At 32.7% G+C, this 18221-nt stretch carries 18 protein-coding genes; 11 read left to right on the forward strand and 7 right to left on the reverse strand.

All coding sequences use genetic code 11. The features are described 5' to 3' along the window. The first annotated feature begins 172 nt into the window (after window positions 1-172). Window positions 173-361: a hypothetical protein gene (locus RAH41_RS02990; RefSeq protein WP_056472195.1), complete on the forward strand. Its 189-nt coding sequence runs from the start codon at window positions 173-175 to the stop codon at window positions 359-361. A 47-nt stretch (window positions 362-408) separates the two neighbouring features. Here RAH41_RS02990 and RAH41_RS02995 read toward each other — a convergent pair whose 3' ends face one another. Then, window positions 409-732, reverse strand: a complete 324-nt coding sequence (locus RAH41_RS02995; protein ID WP_331220527.1) for a hypothetical protein — start codon at window positions 730-732, stop codon at window positions 409-411. A 372-nt stretch (window positions 733-1104) separates the two neighbouring features. Between RAH41_RS02995 and RAH41_RS03000 the strand changes: the two genes are divergently transcribed. From RAH41_RS03000 to RAH41_RS03010, 3 genes are all read left to right on the forward strand, one after another. After that, entirely contained in the window at window positions 1105-1878 is a 774-nt protein-coding gene (locus RAH41_RS03000; protein WP_331220529.1) for an SDR family oxidoreductase, read from the forward strand. Between the two features lie 196 nt (window positions 1879-2074). Beyond that, a complete protein-coding gene (ald, locus tag RAH41_RS03005) occupies window positions 2075-3208 on the forward strand; it encodes an alanine dehydrogenase (RefSeq protein WP_331220531.1) in 1134 nt (377 codons plus the stop codon). A gap of 129 nt (window positions 3209-3337) precedes the next feature. After that, window positions 3338-3553 (forward strand): hypothetical protein, encoded by a 216-nt coding sequence (locus RAH41_RS03010; RefSeq protein WP_331220533.1) that lies wholly within the window; start codon window positions 3338-3340, stop codon window positions 3551-3553. 276 nt (window positions 3554-3829) lie between these two features. Here the strand turns inward: RAH41_RS03010 and RAH41_RS03015 are convergent, their stop codons facing one another. Continuing rightward, window positions 3830-4351 (reverse strand): GNAT family protein, encoded by a 522-nt coding sequence (locus tag RAH41_RS03015; RefSeq protein WP_331220534.1) that lies wholly within the window; start codon window positions 4349-4351, stop codon window positions 3830-3832. A gap of 1 nt (window position 4352) precedes the next feature. Then, window positions 4353-5447, reverse strand: a complete 1095-nt coding sequence (locus RAH41_RS03020) for a M24 family metallopeptidase (RefSeq protein WP_098426562.1) — start codon at window positions 5445-5447, stop codon at window positions 4353-4355. A gap of 190 nt (window positions 5448-5637) precedes the next feature. Between RAH41_RS03020 and RAH41_RS03025 the strand changes: the two genes are divergently transcribed. Both RAH41_RS03025 and RAH41_RS03030 read left to right on the forward strand, forming a co-directional pair. Continuing rightward, the gene (locus RAH41_RS03025; RefSeq protein WP_331220538.1) at window positions 5638-6324 is read left to right on the forward strand and encodes a metal-dependent hydrolase; all 687 of its coding nucleotides are present in this window, start codon (window positions 5638-5640) and stop codon (window positions 6322-6324) included. Between the two features lie 130 nt (window positions 6325-6454). Beyond that, complete coding sequence (locus RAH41_RS03030) at window positions 6455-7771, forward strand: DRTGG domain-containing protein (protein WP_331220540.1); 1317 nt, start codon at window positions 6455-6457, stop codon at window positions 7769-7771. Between the two features lie 115 nt (window positions 7772-7886). Here RAH41_RS03030 and RAH41_RS03035 read toward each other — a convergent pair whose 3' ends face one another. Further along, window positions 7887-8900 carry a hypothetical protein gene (locus tag RAH41_RS03035; protein ID WP_331220541.1) on the reverse strand — a complete coding sequence of 338 codons (1014 nt, stop codon included), beginning with the start codon at window positions 8898-8900 and terminating at the stop codon, window positions 7887-7889. A 33-nt stretch (window positions 8901-8933) separates the two neighbouring features. Continuing rightward, entirely contained in the window at window positions 8934-9224 is a 291-nt protein-coding gene (locus tag RAH41_RS03040; protein ID WP_331220542.1) for a YtpI family protein, read from the reverse strand. Window positions 9225-9317: 93 nt separating this feature from the next. Between RAH41_RS03040 and RAH41_RS03045 the strand changes: the two genes are divergently transcribed. Then, window positions 9318-10256: a bifunctional oligoribonuclease/PAP phosphatase NrnA gene (locus tag RAH41_RS03045; RefSeq protein ID WP_331221045.1), complete on the forward strand. Its 939-nt coding sequence runs from the start codon at window positions 9318-9320 to the stop codon at window positions 10254-10256. Window positions 10257-10305: 49 nt separating this feature from the next. Here RAH41_RS03045 and ytrI read toward each other — a convergent pair whose 3' ends face one another. Both ytrI and RAH41_RS03055 read right to left on the reverse strand, forming a co-directional pair. Further along, complete coding sequence (gene ytrI / locus RAH41_RS03050) at window positions 10306-10809, reverse strand: sporulation membrane protein YtrI (protein ID WP_331220543.1); 504 nt, start codon at window positions 10807-10809, stop codon at window positions 10306-10308. After that, the gene (locus RAH41_RS03055) at window positions 10809-11105 is read right to left on the reverse strand and encodes a YtrH family sporulation protein (protein ID WP_091023738.1); all 297 of its coding nucleotides are present in this window, start codon (window positions 11103-11105) and stop codon (window positions 10809-10811) included. Before RAH41_RS03055 ends, ytrI begins: the two co-directional genes overlap by 1 nt. 212 nt (window positions 11106-11317) lie before the next feature. Here RAH41_RS03055 and dnaE point away from each other — a divergent pair, with 212 nt between their 5' ends. The 4 genes from dnaE (at window position 11318) to accA (ending at window position 18158) form a co-directional block, all read left to right on the forward strand. After that, entirely contained in the window at window positions 11318-14662 is a 3345-nt protein-coding gene (gene dnaE, locus RAH41_RS03060) for a DNA polymerase III subunit alpha (protein WP_331220545.1), read from the forward strand. A gap of 136 nt (window positions 14663-14798) precedes the next feature. Beyond that, window positions 14799-16031 (forward strand): NAD(P)-dependent malic enzyme, encoded by a 1233-nt coding sequence (locus RAH41_RS03065; protein WP_056472228.1) that lies wholly within the window; start codon window positions 14799-14801, stop codon window positions 16029-16031. Window positions 16032-16401: 370 nt separating this feature from the next. Continuing rightward, window positions 16402-17202, forward strand: coding sequence for an acetyl-CoA carboxylase, carboxyltransferase subunit beta (gene accD, locus RAH41_RS03070; RefSeq protein WP_098232217.1), 801 nt, complete (start codon window positions 16402-16404; stop codon window positions 17200-17202). Next, on the forward strand, window positions 17202-18158 hold the full coding sequence (gene accA / locus RAH41_RS03075; RefSeq protein ID WP_419471556.1) for an acetyl-CoA carboxylase carboxyl transferase subunit alpha: 957 nt from the start codon (window positions 17202-17204) through the stop codon (window positions 18156-18158). The genes accD and accA overlap by 1 nt, the downstream gene beginning before the upstream one ends. The last annotated feature ends 63 nt before the right edge of the window (window positions 18159-18221 follow it).

The following is an 18221-nucleotide window of genomic DNA, read 5'->3' on the forward strand; positions in this document are numbered from 1 at the left end:
CATTTTTAAGAAGCTAACATATTATCTGTTAGCTTTTTTAGAGTGTAAAATGAGTGAAAACCGAAATAATTGAACCTCCAACGGACAATTTACTCTTAGCTCAACGAATACCCGTTTGGTTGTAAACCAGTATATGGTATGCTAAAAGAAAACTATATTTAAGGAGACAAGTATGAAGCCTACATCAAGTTTTCAACTAGAACAATCCGTCGGAAAGTTACGAAAAGTGATTGACCAATTAAATAAGCAAATTAAAGAAGCATCTTCCGAAAAAGTTGCAAATGAAACAATCCGACTAAAAGAGGAATTGAAAACAATCGGAGACACACTTTTACAAATTCAAAAACGCGAAAATGAATAAACGGGTACAAACAAAATGAAAAAGCTAACAAATTTATTGTTAGCTTTTTAACCATGTATTTTTGTATCATTGGACATTTGTTGGTTACTTCTAAACCAAATCCATAGATCATTAATAATTGATGCTAATTCTGCAATTTCAGAATTTAATTTACAGCTCAAAGCAAAATCAGATTCATGATTTAATTGCTCTTGTTTATGATTAATCGAAAACTCTAAACGTTTAATTTGATCAGGTATTTCACCACGGATATATTCCCATTCAGTAATAATCTTTAGTTGTTGATCGTGAGAGTAATCTTCCCAATCCAGCTTCAGGCTTGGTAGAAAAATACCTAATCGTTCATCGTATGAAAAATAATCTTGTAACATTTTTTACTCCCCCTCATGACTATATTATACATTGAAAAAATATGTGAAACATATTGATTTTTAAAATTTTTGATTATGTGAAATAAAAATTGTTTGTAAATAGCCTAAAATCTAAAAATAAAAATTATTAAAATAAAAGGAAAATAATTCATAATAATAGAAAATATAGTTATCTTTTAATAAAATAATCTTACTAAATTAAAGATATATGTATAAGTGAATGACATATTTTTTTATGGATTGACTTTATGCTTAAATAACCAATAAAAAAGTTGAATGAGAATAGGTTTAACGAATACATACAATTGATTGATTTATCTAGATAATTTTCACAAATATATAAAATTATTTAGACTCGAAAGGAAGAGTTTTATGAGGCATGCTGTCATTACGGCAGGATCGAAGGGGTTAGGGAAGAAAGTAACTGAAGCATTTTTAAACGATGGTTATTCAGTAACTGTTACGTACTTTTCTGATGAACAAGCGATCAAAGAGCGAAAAGAAGAATGGAAGGATTATTCGGACCGAATTCTTTTTGTAAAAGGTGATATATGCGATAAAAATTTTATTAAGGAGATTGTCTCAAGAACGATGGAGAAATTCGGTAGGGTTGATTGCTTGATTAATAATGCTGGCCCTTATCTATTTAACCGTAAAAAACTGGCTGACTATACTGATGAAGAGTGGGAATACTTGTTGTATGGAAATTTGCACAGTGTGTTTTATCTTTTAAAGCAAATTATTCCAATTATGAGAAAGCAGAAATATGGACGTATCATAAATTATGGATTTCAAGGTGCCAATTCAGCTTCGGGATGGATTTATCGTTCTGCATTCAGTGCAGCTAAAGTAGGTCTAGTTTCATTAACTAAAACAATAGCTTATGAGGAAGCAGAGAATGGTATAACATCTAATATGATTTGTCCTGGGGATATTTTTGGTGAGATGAAAGAAGCAAATCAAACTGAAGCAAGTAAGGATGGGAAAGGTCTTGCACCAGTTGGAAGATCTGGTACTGGAGAAGATATAGCAAGAATGGTGCAATTTTTGTGTAAAGAAGAGTCTGATTTTATAACAGGTGATATATTTGAAGTCACCGGTGGCTTGGACGTCATTAATAAATACAGACATATTCCATTATCATGAGAATTCGTGGGACAATTCCATTTTTAAAGCATAATTTATAATAAAAAAGATTCTGAATTAATATTTATTAAACGAAATTAAGCGTTTTCATTTTCTGCACTATATGTTTTGTGTTAATATAAAAATGTATTATTTTTTAATAAATAGAGCTCATCCTAAGAGGCAGCGAATTAAATATATTTCAGGGGGAAATAACATGCGTATTGGGGTACCAAAAGAAATAAAAAACAACGAAAATCGTGTAGCAATGACACCAGCTGGAGTAATGAACTTAGTTGGACATGGACATTCAGTATACATTGAAACAAATGCTGGACTTGGTTCAGGATTTACTAATGAAGAATACGTAAATGCTGGCGCAACGATTGTTGAAACAGCTGAAGAGGCTTGGAATAATGAAATGGTTATGAAAGTTAAAGAACCAATTCCAAGTGAATATGGCTATTTCCGTGAAGGATTAATTTTATTCACATACTTACATTTAGCTCCAGAGCCTGAATTAACTAAGGCTTTAATTGATAATAAAGTAGTAGGAATTGCTTACGAAACTGTACAAGTTGGTAATACATTACCGTTATTAACTCCAATGAGTGAAGTAGCAGGACGTATGTCAGCTCAAATTGGTGCTCAATTCCTTGAGAAAAATAAAGGCGGAAAAGGTATTTTATTAGGTGGTGTACCAGGAGTACGTCGTGGAAATGTTACAATCATTGGTGGAGGTGTAGCAGGAACAAATGCTGCTAAAGTAGCAGTTGGTCTTGGTGCTCATGTAACGATGATTGACTTAAATCCAGATCGTTTACGTCAATTAGATGATATTTTTGGTCATCAAATTACGACTTTAATGTCTAACCCTTACAATATTGCTGAAGCGGTTAAAGAATCTGATCTTGTAATTGGTGCAGTATTAATTCCAGGTGCAAAAGCGCCAAAACTTGTTACAAAAGAAATGATTGAATCAATGGAACCAGGTTCAGTTGTAGTTGATATTGCAATTGACCAAGGTGGTATTTTCGAAACAACAGATCGTATTACAACTCATGATTTCCCAACATATGAGAAACATGGAGTAGTACACTACGCTGTAGCTAACATGCCTGGTGCAGTACCTCGTACTTCTACAATGGCATTAACAAATGTTACAGTACCTTATGCAGTTCAAATTGCTAACAAAGGTTATCAAAAAGCTTGCTTAGATAACTCTGCATTATTCAAAGGTATTAATACACTTGATGGATATGTAACTTACGAAGCAGTAGCAGAAGCTCACGGCTTAGAATACAAAGAAGCAACTACTTTATTACAAGGTACATCTGTTTCTACAAACTAATAATAATTAAAATCCCTTTATCGATGGCGGTAAAGGGATTTTATTTTATTCTCATTCTATAACATCCACTTTGAATATATAGTAAAATTATATCATAATTTCCATTTTATGTAAAAAGTAGTGAAAGTATTGGAATACATTTTTATTCTTATTTTTCTGATTGCAGGTATTTTTGGGTTTAACTGGCTAATGGGTTATCGTAATCAAAATATTACATTAGATTTAGATGAGCGTTATTTAAATCTAAATGACTATGCGAAGGCTGTTAAGGCTGAATTAGAAAGCCAAGGTAAAACAGTTGAATACAGAGGAAATAGACTTTTTATAATAAATGAGAAACAATAACATCTTATTGAACGAAATATATCAATGGGTGGTGTACCCTTACAACATACGATCCTTCAAATTTCAGACTGTCCGTCAAACGATCGCTTTCTTTGTTATTTCACCTTTCTGCGGTGCTCATTACCGTTAAAGGTAACTCCGCCTCACCAAGCTTCGTGCTTCGAAAGACAAGCGCTTGCAATCAGTCTGAAATGTCAAGTTTTAGAATTTTGTTTATTCAATTAAAAAATCCCAATCTTCAACTGAAGAAAGGGATTCTTTTTCTTTATTCATGACTCAATTATATTCTTCTTTCAACATGCTATATTGATACATATCACGATGAGCGCCTTTGAAAAACTCATGCTTGCGCAATATACCATCTAAATGAAAGCCTAATTTTGTAAGAAATTTTTGTGAAGTGATATTATATTCGTATACTTCACCATATATTTTTATGAGTTTTAATTCATTAAAAGCATAATTTAGTAGATAGCTTAATGCAAAGGAACCAATTCCTTTATTTTGCATTGATTGATCTCCAATAACGATACCAAAAGCGGCATGATTATTCTCTTTATCGAGATTTCCTAATTCAATTCTTCCTACACAATTACCTTTGTATTCGATTGTGAACAAGTGGAGATTAGGTTTAAGTCCGTCAAAATATTTTTCATAGCCTTGTACCATTTCATTTAAAGAACGTGGTTTTTCTATTCCTACAAGCTTACCAAGCTCATCGTCACATTCCCATTTATGCATAATAGGGATATCTGAGGGCAGAACTTGTCGAATATTTATTAATCCGTCTTGCTTCATATTATAGGATGATTAATTCTTTAGGGAACTTCGTTAATGTCATTGCACCTGTTTCTGTAATAACGATATCATCTTCAATTCGAACTCCACCAACATTTGGTACATAGATTCCTGGCTCTATTGTATATGACATACCAGTTTTAATAATACCAGTATTTGAATCATTTACTGATGGGTAATCATGGATACCAATACCTAAACCGTGACCAATACGGTGAACGAAGTATTCGCCATATCCAGCGTCTGTAATAATTTGACGAGCAGCACGATCAACATTTCCTAATACCTCGCCTGGTTTACTCACTTCGATTGCAGCAAGTTGACCTTTTAAAACGGTTTCATAAATTTCTCGTTGTTGCTCATTTGGTTGACCAAACATTACTGTACGCGTAATATCTGAGCAATACCCATCAACGATAAAACCTAAGTCCATAAGTACGAAATCACCTTTTTTAATTGGGTTTGTACCTGGATTTCCATGTGGTAATGCTGAGTTTGCACCAGTTAAAATTAAAGTACTAAATGAAGTTTTAGAAATACCTTTTTTCTTCATTTCGTATTCCATTTCAGCAATTAAATCCATTTCTGTTTTGCCTTCAGCAATACGATCAACAATAATTTGACATGCCATGTCAGCAGCTTCGGCAGCCACTTGCATACGACGAATTTCTTCACTATCTTTTATTAAACGTAAGTCATGTAATTTTTCTTCAGCTGCAAGGAATTGTACGCCAGGGAAAAGTTGTACTAATCTTTCATAGCGGCCAACAAGAAGATGTTCTTTTTCGATTGCCATACGATTTACTGTAATATTACGTTTTGCTAATGATTCTTGTATCATTGCCCAAGGATCTTGACTATCATTAAAGCCTATTACGTCATATTTCCAGCCTGCGTTTTGTACATGTCCAACTTCCATTTGTGGACATACAAGAATTGGTTCATCATTTGGAAATACAAGACAAGCTAGAAGACGTTCATGTGGATTACAATGGAAATTAGTTAAATAAAATACGTTCTCAGTAGATGTAATAAATCCTAGTTGAATATCTTGCTCTTTTAACCAAGTTGATAGATTTTGTATACGGTGTTCCATTTGTAACATCCTTTCTTAAAAAAACAAATTACTGCAATAAACAAAAAAGTCTTTACAGTTTATCACATTCTTATTTTATCATTTTTTATCGAATTACGTAAAATAGTTAACTTATTTCTTATTTTTGTAATAGAAAATAATCTGTTAAAATGTGGTAGAGACTAATTTTATAAAAAAGGAGCGACTTCATTTGAACATTACATATTTTGGGCATAGTGTTATTTTAGTAGAACACGGTCAAGATTCAATTATTATTGACCCATTTATTAACGGAAATCCACATACTAATGTGAAAGTAGAAAATATTAAAGTGAATTATATTTATGTAACACATGGTCATGGCGATCATTTAGGTGATACAGTTGAACTAGCAAAACGAAATGATGCAACTGTTATTGCTCCTGTGGAATTAGCAACTTGGATTTCGTGGCAAGGTGTCAAAGTTGTACCTATGCATATCGGGGGAGAAAAAGAGTTTTCATTTGGAAAATTAAAATTAGTAGAAGCAATCCATGGTTCAAGTATTGTTGATGAAGAAAATAAACAAATAATTAATGTAGGACCACCATCAGGCGTTTTATTAAAAATAGCTGGTAAAACAATTTATCATGCTGGTGATACTGCATTATACAGAGGTATGAAAACATTAGGCGAGTATGAAAAGATCGATCTAGCATATTTACCAATTGGTAACCACTTTACAATGGGAATCAGTGATGCAGTAATTGCTTCTGAATGGATTAATGCACAACAAGTAATTCCGATGCATTATAATACATTCCCACCAATCCAAGTGGACCCAAATGAGTTCCTTGCAAAATTACCAAAGAATAATGGTTTCATACATGAACCAAATACAACAATTTCACTATTGTAGTATAGGCCATCGAAGAAAATATTAGTACAGTATTAGAAGCACGTTGAAACGTGCTTTTTTTCATGGTATGAATTGTTATATAATAGTTAATAAAAATATTAATACAACCATTGAAAGCTTGGTGAGGTAATTGACTACAAAGCACGATCAAATACTAGAACATATTGAACAACTACCGGTCGGTCATAAAATATCAGTCAGACAAATTGCAAAAGATTTAAGTGTAAGTGAAGGTACTGCATATAGAGCAATTAAAGATGCGGAAAACAAAGGATTTGTTAGTACCATTGAACGTGTAGGTACGATTCGTATTGAAACGAAAAGAAAAGAAAATATTGAAAAATTAACTTTTGCCGAAGTTGTTAATATTGTTGATGGACAAGTTTTAGGTGGTAAAGAAGGATTACATAAAACACTTAATAAGTTTGTTATTGGTGCAATGCAGCTTGATGCGATGATGAGATATATTAGTGCAAATAATTTATTAATCGTCGGAAACCGAGTGAAAGCTCATGAATTAGCATTAAAAGAAGGATCAGCGGTATTAGTAACAGGTGGATTTGATACAGATGAAAGTGTAAAACGTCTTGCGGATGAAATGAAAATGCCGATTATTTCTTCTAGTTATGATACGTTTACTGTTGCGACCTTAATTAATAGAGCAATTTATGATCAATTAATTAAGAAGGATATAGTACTAGTTGAGGATATACTCATTCCAACTGAAAAAACAGCCACACTTTCTCCACTTGATGAAGTTGAAAAGTGGTATGAACATAATAGAGACACAGGTCATGGAAGATATCCAGTAATTGATGATCGAGGTAAGCTAATAGGAATCGTAACTTCAAAGGATATCATACATGAACAACGTACTCAAAGAATTGATAAAGTTATGACTAGACAACCAATAAGTGTAAATGAAAAGATGTCGGTTGCGGCAGCTGCTAGAATGATGGTTTGGGAAGGCATAGAGTTGCTACCAGTTGTAAATACATCCAATAACTTAATCGGTATTATAAGTCGTCAAGATGTACTTGAAGCTTTACAGCAATTGCAACGTCAACCTCAAGTAGGGGAAACAATTGATGATATAGTAACTAGTCAATTTCATAATAATAAAGATCAAAAAAATGATGACTTTACGATTAGATGTAATGTAACTCCTCAAATGACGAATGTAATTGGTACCCTTTCTCATGGCGTATTTACGACGATTGTAACCGAGGCAGGTAAAAGAGCAGTTCGTGATATGAAAAAAGGTGACTTAATCGTAGAGAATATTACAATTTACTTCGTACAGCCAGTTCAAATTGATGATGTAATTGAAATTAAACCAAAAGTATTAGAATTAGGTCGTAAATTTGGAAAAGTTGATGTTGAAGTATTTCAGCAAGGGATATTAGTAGGAAAAGCATTAATGATGATGCAGTTATTAGATCGATGAAAAATGGAAGCCATAATAGGCTTCCATTTTTTTGAATTACTTGAAATCAAGGGATAAAAAAAAGCAGGAAATCATTCCCCGCCTTTGAAATTTATGAAAAAATCATCCCGTATTTTTAATTCAAAAGTAGTTTATTAACTCGATTTACAAATTCATTATTTTCGTTTCTAGTATCAAAATCTTTTGCTAAGTCATATACAATTTTCTCTAATTTCTCTAAGTCATAAATAAATTCATCTTCATTTATTTTCAATTTTTTCGCCATAAATAATGCTGCTAGCCAAAACTCAAATTTGTATGATAGATTCGAAAGATTATCACATAAATCAACATGTTTATAGAACAATTCAATTGCTCTATCAGGATCACAATAAGTTAAAAAGATCATTTGTTCACTTAGTTCAGGAATGAATTTTGTGCGATTATATGTTACAAAATAAGCTTTTTGTTGAATAATTAATGCTTCATCTATTTTGCTTTCTTTTAATAAAGGAAGCAGTAATTTTGAGTAAGATTTGTGAATCGCTTCGTCACAATCTACTGAGCTATTCATTATTTTATTTTGTAAATTTAACGCTTCTTGAAGATGATTAGTATTTAGTAAATAAATCATTTCACCATACATTTCACATTTTTCACAATTACTTAAATGATCCCTTGGAGATTTTTTATATAGTTGATAGTTTTGTTTTGCGTAATCTATTTGATTTAAATATAAGTTCATTAGAAATAGAGCTTGAAAATAAGGTCTTAAAGAATAGTTAGCAATGACTAAACGATTCTTAAAATCTTCGAAATAATGGTGAATTTCTTCTAACGAGAATCTAAGGGACTGAGGTATTATTTCTAACAGCCACTTGTATAGCCATAGGATCTGCTCTTGCTCGATACGTTCTTCGTTTTGATCATATAAATCTACACACCACAAAAAGGTATCAATAAATAAATCTATTTCACCAATAGAAAAAGCAGTTTCTGCTAATTCCATATTAACGTAATATAAATATCCCCATTCCTCTTGATTCTCTAATTCTTCTGCAAAAGTAAGTAGCTCTTGCAGTTTCATACTAGAATGTGATAATTCTACTAGTTCATCAAATTTTGATGAAAATAGTTCTTCAGTCATCATGTAAGTTTTCTCACTTTCTAGATTACTATAAGATTAAACAGTTTGTTTATTTTCAATTGCTTTATAATGCTTATTCTGTAAGTATCCACGATATAGATTTGCCGCACCAAATAGAATGAAAACAATACCGACACAAATTGTTATTAATTCAAGCTTTGCGACCATTTGATTTATACCGTAAAGCAATAAGAATAATCCAAAAGTTAATCTTGCGCGTGATCCTGCAATTTTTTTTGTTAATAGTTCGCTTGTAAAGAAAAATTTGGTAACGTAAAATAAGAAGAATAGAAAAGATATAATTACGATTGTTGCAATGCTATTCACTTAGCTTCCACCTTTCAATGACTAATACATATTTCTATTTTACAGTCATAGATACTATATTTCAAAAGTTTTCATATAAAGGAGAGTTTAATGTTGAAGGAACAAATTTTAAAAGATATACACTCGTTTGATACGATAATCATTCATCGTCATGTACGCCCAGATCCAGATGCAATTGGTTCACAGTGCGGCTTAGCAGAAATGATTAAAGCAAGTTATCCTGCAAAAAAAGTATATGTAGTAGGACATCTACCGCAATCGCTAGAGTATTTATATAAAATGGATGAAATAGAAGATGAAGTATATAAGGATGCACTTGTCATTGTTTGCGACACTGCAAATACTGAACGAGTAGATGATGCAAGGTATTCAACTGGAAAGAAATTGATTAAAATTGACCATCACCCTAACGTAGATCAATACGGTGATATTATGCATGTTGATACTACTGCAAGCTCAACAAGTGAGTTGATTTTTGAACTTGCAGAGAGTAGTAATGGACAATTAGTCGTAACTGACAAAGCTGCGAGACTAATTTATGCGGGGATTATTGGAGATACAGGAAGATTCTTATTTCCAAGTACAACAGAAAGAACTTTTCATGCAGCTAGTCATTTGATAAAAAAGGATTTTTCTATTAATGAAATATATGACAATATGTATGAAACATCAATTGAGATGGCTCATTTAAATGGATATGTTCTTCAAAATTTTAAACTAACAGAAGAGGGAGTCGGTCATATAAACATGACAAAGGCTCTAATGGAAGAATACAATGTAAACTCTGAACAAGCCTCATTGGCTGTAAGTTCACTTGGACATATAAAAGGAGTAAAAGCTTGGGTTATCTTCTTAGAAGAAGATGATTTAATTCGAGTTCGTCTTCGTTCAAAAGGACCAGTTATAAATGGAGTAGCTGCTATGTTTAATGGTGGTGGACATCCGCTTGCATCTGGAGCGAAAGTCTTCTCATGGGAAGAAGCAGAAAAAGTAGTGGAAGAATTAAAAAAGGTTTGTAGGGAAGAAAAATAAAGTTTTGAAAATAAATTTGAGAGGCTAATTATAAATTCTAGCCTCTCATTTATTTTGTGCTTTTTATTTTTAATGTGATTTCTAATACGGTATCAAAGTAGATTGTATCTATTTCAAGTTTAAATCGCCGATCATCTTTAATATAAACTTTGTTTTCGATTGCGCGTCTTAATAATTCCCGATTTTGAGAAACGCTTTTTATATCTTGAGTAAGTAAATTACTTAAGTCATCCTTTACATCAGTAACAAGTTGATTATTAGTAAATGCATTTAAATTGTATTGTTTGTAGTTTAATATTGTCACTTTGATTTCTTGCACTGTTAATTTTCGTTTGTTTTCCTTGTTCATTCGCTCCATATTTTCAAAAAATATATTTTTATCTCTTAAATACTCTTTATTGAGCATTTTTAATTCAGATATTTGTTTTACTTGTTCTTCTTCTGTCACACCATAAAAATAAATAAAGACAAGCCAACTAATGATAAACCCGAAGAAAATGCCTACAAAAAATTTTGCCCAAGCCTGGGAGAGCTGTTCTGGAGGAGCTTTCATTAAACATGTTCTCCTGTAAACCATTGGATAATAATTGTCCCTGTATGAGTTCCTCCCATAGCGGCTATAATCATGAAAATTTGTTTAATGAATTCGATTGTTTCTCCTTCAAATAATCCTTTTTCAAAACTATAGAATGTATCAAATGTTCCGCCAATCGCCCCCACAATTGCCCAAATTCGTAACTTCATTGATAAATCATACATGCTGCTAAGTGGTGGCTGTCCAATGACGTAGTAACCAATTGAACCAATTATCGATCCACCTATTATGATTCCTAGTGAAATAAAATACATTGAAATTAATGCCGGTATAAATGGCAACTTAAGCTCCAATTGTCCTCACTCCCTCAATTAATATATATGGACAAAGTGTTATGTGTATGATGAGTATTAAAGTAAGTTTAAAATAAATCATTTGTTTTAATTTTCACGAACAAAAATAGAATGTAAGTTCGTATTTTGTGATAGAATAGATTATATTGAAAAGATGGTAAGGAGGAATGTAGATGAGTTTTGTTCATTTGCAAGTTCAAAGTTCTTATAGTTTATTGCAAAGCGCTTGTAAAATAGATGAATTAATTAATGCCGCTGTTAGAGAAGGACATCCTGCGCTTGCTATTGCAGATGAAAATGTCATGTACGGGGTTATTCCTTTTTATCATGCGTGTAAAAAAGCAGGAGTTAAGCCAATTATTGGAGTGAAAATCTCAATTTTAATGGATGAATATCAGTCTTATCCGATGCTTTTACTAGCGAAAGACTTGGCTGGTTATCAAAACCTTTTAAAACTTACAAGTATAATAGGGACAAAATCAAAAGAAGGCATTCCTAAAAAGTGGTTATCGGCATATAGTAACGGCGTGATTGCAATTACGCCAGGAATAGAGGGAGAAATTGAAAACTTACTAATGAATGGAGAAATCGAAAGAGCTATTGTTCATGTAAAAGAGTATCAATCAATTTTCGATCACTTTTTTGTCAGTATTCAAGATCATGGCTTATCTGAAGATCGTTCGCTATATCCATTAATTAAACAATTACAAAAAGAAACAAACATCAGTTTAGTTGTTACAAATGACGTTCGATATATTGAAAAAGAGGATGCACTTATTCAAGATGCATTATTTTCAGTTAAAAATGGTACTAAGTTATCAGACGAATCAAGACCAAGATTACATTCGAACGAATATTATTATAAATCGAAAGCCGAATTATTAAAGTTGTTTGCTGATGAGGAAGAAGCATTTCAAAACACAATACATATTTCAGAGATTTGTAATGTAACGATTCCTTTTCATCAGCCATTATTGCCTAAGTATCCAGTACCTGAAGGATATTCAACATTGGAATATTTAAAAATGGTATGTGAAAATGGCATGATTGAGCGGTATGGGGAAGTAAATGATGAACTTAAACAAAGATTAGCATTTGAGTTAAATACAATTAATAAGATGGGATTTAATGATTACTTCCTCATTGTCTGGGATTTCATTAAATATGCACTTGAACAAGGGATATTTGTTGGACCAGGACGTGGTTCAGCTGCGGGATCTTTAGTGGCTTACGTATTAAAAATTACGAATGTAGACCCAATCCATTATAATTTACTATTTGAACGTTTTTTAAATGAAGAAAGAATTACAATGCCAGATATTGATATTGACTTTCCAGATCATCGACGAGATGAAATGATTGATTATGTCGCTTCAAAATACGGTGATGTGCATGTTGCGCAAATTATTACATTCGGAACATTAGGAGCAAAAGCAGCAATTCGAGATATTGCCAGGGTAATGGGGCTTGCACCAACTGAAATAGATCGGTATTCAAAGTTAATTCCATCATCACTAGGAATTTCATTAAAAGATATTTATGAGCAATCAAATGCATTTAAAAGTCATGTTGAACATTCTGGTATTCATAAACGGATATTTGAAGTAGCTTGCCAAGTTGAAGGATTACCACGTCATACAAGCATCCATGCAGCAGGTGTAATTATATCTGAACTTCCGTTAACAAACGTTGTCCCGTTACAAGAGGGGAATCATGGAGTGTTTTTAACACAATATCCTGCGGAAATCCTTGAAGAACTTGGATTAGTAAAGATGGACTTCCTTGGCCTACGTAACTTAAGTTTATTGGAAGAGGTCTGTCGATTAATTTATGAAGCAAAAGGCGAAGTAATCAATTTGGAAGAAATTCCTTTACAAGATCTAAAAACATTTGAAATCCTTAGTAAAGGAGATACCTCAGGTGTTTTTCAGCTAGAATCTTCAGGAATGAGAAGAGTATTACAGCAATTACAACCTAATCAGTTTGAAGATATAGTGGCTGTAAATGCGTTATATCGTCCGGGTCCTATGGAGCAAATCCCTAGATTTATTCAATATAAGCATGGATTGGAGAAGGTTACGTATCCTCATCCAGTTTTAGAAAAAATATTAAAACCAACATATGGTGTCATCATATATCAAGAGCAAATCATGCAAATTGCTTCAACTCTTTCAGGATTTACTTTAAGTGAAGCAGATTTACTTCGAAGAGCTGTAAGTAAAAAGAAGAAGGAAGTTTTAGATGAAGAAAGAATTCATTTTGTAGAAGGTGCAATAGCTAAAGGTTATGATGAACAAGTAGCAAATGAAGTATACGATTTAATTGTCCAATTTGCTAACTATGGATTTAATAGGAGTCATGCTGTTGCGTATAGTATGATTGCGTATCAACTAGCATATTTAAAGGCAAATTTTCCTTTAGAATTTTATGCAGCACTTTTATCGAGTTTTATAGGGAGTGAAGAGAAAGTATCGAATTATATTGGTGAAGCAAAAATGAAAGGGATCCCAATCTATCCACCTTCAATCAATAAAAGTCATTATGCATTTGTAGTTGAAGGAAACGGAATTCGATATAGTTTATTAGCTATAAAAAATATAGGAATGGCAACTGTTAGAGAAATTCTACAAAAGAGGCCATATAAAGATTTTTTTGAAGTGTGCATTAAAATTTCACCAAAAGCATTAAACCGAAAAAGTATAGAAAATTTAATTTTTTCGGGATGCTTTGATGAGTTCGAGCTCGACCGAGCAACATTATTAGCAAATATTGATATGATTTTCGATTACGTAGATATAGTAAGACCTGAGAATGAAGATCAATTTGATTTATTTCTTGATGAAGATTTTGTGCCTAAACCAGAAATTATAAAAGTGGAGCCAATGAAAGTTTCAATTAAGCTTGAACTTGAAAAACAGGCATTAGGTACTTATTTATCAGGTCATCCGATTAGTCAGTACGAGAAGTTGCTGAATGAAAGCGATGCCGGGACTATTTCATCTATAATGATGAAGAAAGATAAAGAGCATCTATTATTTGTCTATATTAAGGATTTAAGAGTTACAAAAACAAAAAAACAACAGCATATGGCTTTTTTACAAGTTGAAGATTTAAGTACATCAATTGATGCTGTAGTATTTCCGACTACTTTTGAAAAATACCGTCATAAATTAAAAGAAAAAGAAGTAGTTGTAGTTAAAGTAAAAGTTGATGAACGGGATGAAAGAAAACAATTAATAATTAATGAAGTCCTTACAATCGAAGAAATGGAAGAAATAAACGACCAAAAGAAGTATACTTTATTTATTAAAATAACGGGACATACTAATAAAAATATTGCCTATACAATACAGCAAACGATTTCTAAGTTTAAAGGGCATGCAAAAGTGGTGCTTTATTATGAGGAAGATAAAAAAGCTGTTCAATTATCTGAACACTATTTTGTGAATCCTTCTGTGAATTGTCTTTCGATGTTAAGAAATATTGTTGGAGATGCAAATGTTGTATTAAAGAAATAGACATTCTCCTCTAAACTATTTATTATTAACATACATGTGATATCATACAAAAAGAAAATTTTACTTTTAAAGAGAAAATCACTAAGAAATATACAGTTGAAAAGTCAACTCGTCAACATTAGGGAGAGTGAATAGTTTGTCATTATTAAGTGAAGAAGCATTACATATGCATAGAGTACATCAAGGTAAATTAGAAACAGTGTCTAAGGTGCCAGTTACAAATGCTAAAGAATTAAGTTTAGCGTACTCACCAGGTGTTGCCGAGCCATGTAAAGAAATTTACGAAGAAAAAAGCAGAGTGTATGAATACACTATGAAAGGTAATATGGTTGGTGTAGTTTCGGATGGATCTGCTGTTCTTGGATTAGGCAATATTGGACCAGAGGCTGCATTGCCTGTAATGGAAGGTAAAGCTGCATTATTTAAAAGCTTTGCTGGTGTTGATGCATTTCCAATCTGCTTAAATACGCAAGATGTAGAGCAAATCATTCAAACAGTAAAATTGTTAGAACCTACATTTGGTGGAATAAATTTAGAGGATATTGCAGCTCCAAACTGCTTTATAATAGAAGAGCGCTTAAAGCGTGAAACAAATATTCCGATATTCCATGATGATCAACATGGAACGGCTATCGTTACACTTGCAGGTTTAGTAAATGCATTAAAAATAGTGAATAAAAATATGGCTGATATTAAAGTGGTCCTAAATGGTGCAGGAGCAGCGGGTATTGCTATATTAAAATTATTATATCGTTTTGGAGTTCGCCAAATTATTATGTGTGATACAAAAGGCGCGATTTACGAAGGACGTCCAAATGGTATGAATAGCGTAAAAAATGAAGTTGCAAAATACACAAATAAAGATAAAATTCAAGGTAGCCTTAAAGAAGTACTTGAAGGGGCAGACGTATTTATTGGGGTTTCCGTAAAAGGAGCAGTAACTCAAGAAATGGTTCGTTCGATGAATGAAAATCCAATTATTTTTGCAATGGCTAATCCTGATCCAGAAATTATGCCTGAAGATGCAAAAGAAGCAGGGGCTTTAGTAATTGGTACAGGTCGAAGTGATTATCCTAACCAAGTAAATAACGTTCTTGCATTCCCAGGAATTTTCCGTGGAGCATTAGATGTTCGTGCTACACATATTAATGAAGAGATGAAAATTGCGGCAGTAAATGCAATTGCAAGTTTAGTAAGTGAAGCTGATCTATCTCCAGATTTTATTATTCCAGCACCATTTGATCCTCGAGTAGCTCCAAAAGTAGCTGCTAGTGTGGCAAAAGCTGCAATGGAAACAGGGGTTGCTAGACTGAATGTTGACCCAAAAGAAATCGAAGAAAAAACAAAAAAACTAGCTTTAATTAAATAGTTTTATTACCAGATATCAATATTAATGGGGATAGTATTACAATACTAAAATTAAGTAATGTAGTACTATCCTTTTTTATCTGATATAATACTTAGATGTGGTAAAAAAGCGCAGAGAATGTTGGAAATTAAAGGAACTTCATAAAAATTGTATAAATTAATTTTTTAAGATTTTCTACAAATTTCAAGTTAGTTAAATGGTTGGAATGACGAAATTTAGCTGAATTTTATCGACAAATGTTAACAAAAAGTGTATAACATTTATAGTATCCTATTAGTATTTAGTACTAAAAAAGTTAGGAGGAATTAGGTTGCAAATCAAAGACTTATTTTCCAAAAAGAAAAAATATGCATCTATACCTTCAGAAGTAATGAGACAAGATTTACCTGACGGTGTTATGACAAAATGTCCTAAATGCAAAAAAATTAGTATTACAAAAGAATTAATAAAAAACCTAAAAGTTTGTAATAGTTGTGGATATCACCATCAAATGACAGCATTCGAAAGAATCGAAAGCTTAATTGATGAAGATACTTTTGAAGAGTTTGATCAAAATATGGTTTCTGCAAATCCTTTACACTTCCCTGATTACATAGAGAAGCTTGAAGGAGATCGTAAAAAAACAGAGCTTAACGAGGCGATTGTTACAGGAAAAGGAAAAATCGACGGAATTCCTGTTGTAATTGCAGTTATGGATGCAAGATTCCGAATGGGAAGCATGGGCTCTGTTGTCGGTGAGAAAATAACTCGTGCAGTTGAGCGAGCTTCATCTGACGGTTCACCATTTATTATTTTTACTGCATCTGGCGGGGCTCGTATGCAGGAAGGTATTTTAAGTTTAATGCAAATGGCAAAAACTAGTGCTGCGCTTAAAAAGCATAGCGAGCTAGGTTATTTAGCAATTTCAATTATGACAAATCCAACTACAGGTGGAGTATCTGCTAGTTTTGCATCTTTAGGTGATTTTAACTTTGCTGAGCCTGGTGCTTTAATTGGCTTTGCTGGTAGACGTATTATCGAGCAAACAATCCGTGAAGAACTACCTGAAGATTTCCAAACTGCTGAATTTCTTTTGAATCATGGTCAGCTTGATGCTGTCATTTCACGATTAGAATTACGTTCAAAATTATTTACAATCCTTAATTTACATCAAGGGGGTGTCTTGCAATAGTGGTTATGTTAGAATTCGAAAAACCGATTCATGAACTAAAGACAAAAATAGACGAACTTAAGGTTTATACAAGTCAACATGATGTTGATTTTTCTGAAGAAATCAGACGTTTAGAAGAACGTTTAAAAACCTTAGAAAATGAAATATACGGTAACATGGGAGTTTGGGATCGTGTACAAGTTGCTAGACATCCAGAACGACCAACTACTTTAGATTATGTTAATAGATTATTTACAGATTTCTTTGAATGTCATGGTGATCGATTATTTGGAGACGATGCTGCAATCGTTTCAGGTATCGCATCTTACCGTGGATTACCAGTTACGATCGTGGGACATCAGCGTGGTAAAGATACTAAAGAAAATATTAAACGTAATTTCGGTATGCCACATCCAGAAGGGTACCGAAAAGCACTTCGTTTAATGAAGCAAGCAGAGAAATTTAACAGACCGATTATCGCTTTTATTGATACAAAAGGTGCTTATCCTGGTAAGGCAGCTGAAGAGCGTGGACAAAGTGAAGCAATTGCCCGAAATATTTTTGAAATGGCAGGCTTAAAAGTACCTACTATTTGTATTGTAATTGGTGAAGGTGGTAGTGGTGGAGCGTTAGCATTAGGAATTGGTAATAAGTTACTGATGTTAGAAAACTCAACTTACTCTGTTATTTCACCAGAAGGCGCAGCAGCACTATTGTGGAAAGATTCTTCACAAGCACGTAGAGCAGCTGAAACAATGAAAATCACAGCTCCAGACTTATTAGAATTAGGTGTAGTTGACCAAATTATTCCTGAAGTAAAAGGTGGAGCACAAAATGATGTTGAACAACAGGCTAAGTATATCGACAAGTACTTATACGAAACATTAAAGTCACTGTTAACGATGGATAAAGAAGAGCTAGTTCAACAACGATATGAAAAACACGCAAAGTTAGGGAAAATTTCTTTTAACCAATAATATTTAGTTTAACTTCTAGAGTGTGTGAAACAATTTGTTAGCATGCTCTTTTTGTATTTTTTT

It is taken from the genome of Gottfriedia acidiceleris, from assembly GCF_036421055.1.
GTDB classification, from domain to species: Bacteria; Bacillota; Bacilli; order Bacillales; family Bacillaceae_G; genus Gottfriedia; species Gottfriedia acidiceleris_C.

What these genes read in the sequence shown, in the direction of transcription:
- RAH41_RS02990 (WP_056472195.1), top strand. Translation starts at nt 173, where the DNA reads ATGAAGCCTACATCAAGTTTTCAACTAGAACAATCCGTCGGAAAGTTA.
- RAH41_RS02995 (WP_331220527.1), bottom strand. Translation starts at nt 732, where the DNA reads ATGTTACAAGATTATTTTTCATACGATGAACGATTAGGTATTTTTCTA.
- RAH41_RS03000 (WP_331220529.1), top strand. Translation starts at nt 1,105, where the DNA reads ATGAGGCATGCTGTCATTACGGCAGGATCGAAGGGGTTAGGGAAGAAA.
- ald (WP_331220531.1), top strand. Translation starts at nt 2,075, where the DNA reads ATGCGTATTGGGGTACCAAAAGAAATAAAAAACAACGAAAATCGTGTA.
- RAH41_RS03015 (WP_331220534.1), bottom strand. Translation starts at nt 4,351, where the DNA reads ATGAAGCAAGACGGATTAATAAATATTCGACAAGTTCTGCCCTCAGAT.
- RAH41_RS03020 (WP_098426562.1), bottom strand. Translation starts at nt 5,447, where the DNA reads ATGGAACACCGTATACAAAATCTATCAACTTGGTTAAAAGAGCAAGAT.
- RAH41_RS03035 (WP_331220541.1), bottom strand. Translation starts at nt 8,900, where the DNA reads ATGATGACTGAAGAACTATTTTCATCAAAATTTGATGAACTAGTAGAA.
- ytrI (WP_331220543.1), bottom strand. Translation starts at nt 10,809, where the DNA reads ATGAAAGCTCCTCCAGAACAGCTCTCCCAGGCTTGGGCAAAATTTTTT.
- RAH41_RS03055 (WP_091023738.1), bottom strand. Translation starts at nt 11,105, where the DNA reads ATGTATTTTATTTCACTAGGAATCATAATAGGTGGATCGATAATTGGT.
- dnaE (WP_331220545.1), top strand. Translation starts at nt 11,318, where the DNA reads ATGAGTTTTGTTCATTTGCAAGTTCAAAGTTCTTATAGTTTATTGCAA.
- accD (WP_098232217.1), top strand. Translation starts at nt 16,402, where the DNA reads ATGAGACAAGATTTACCTGACGGTGTTATGACAAAATGTCCTAAATGC.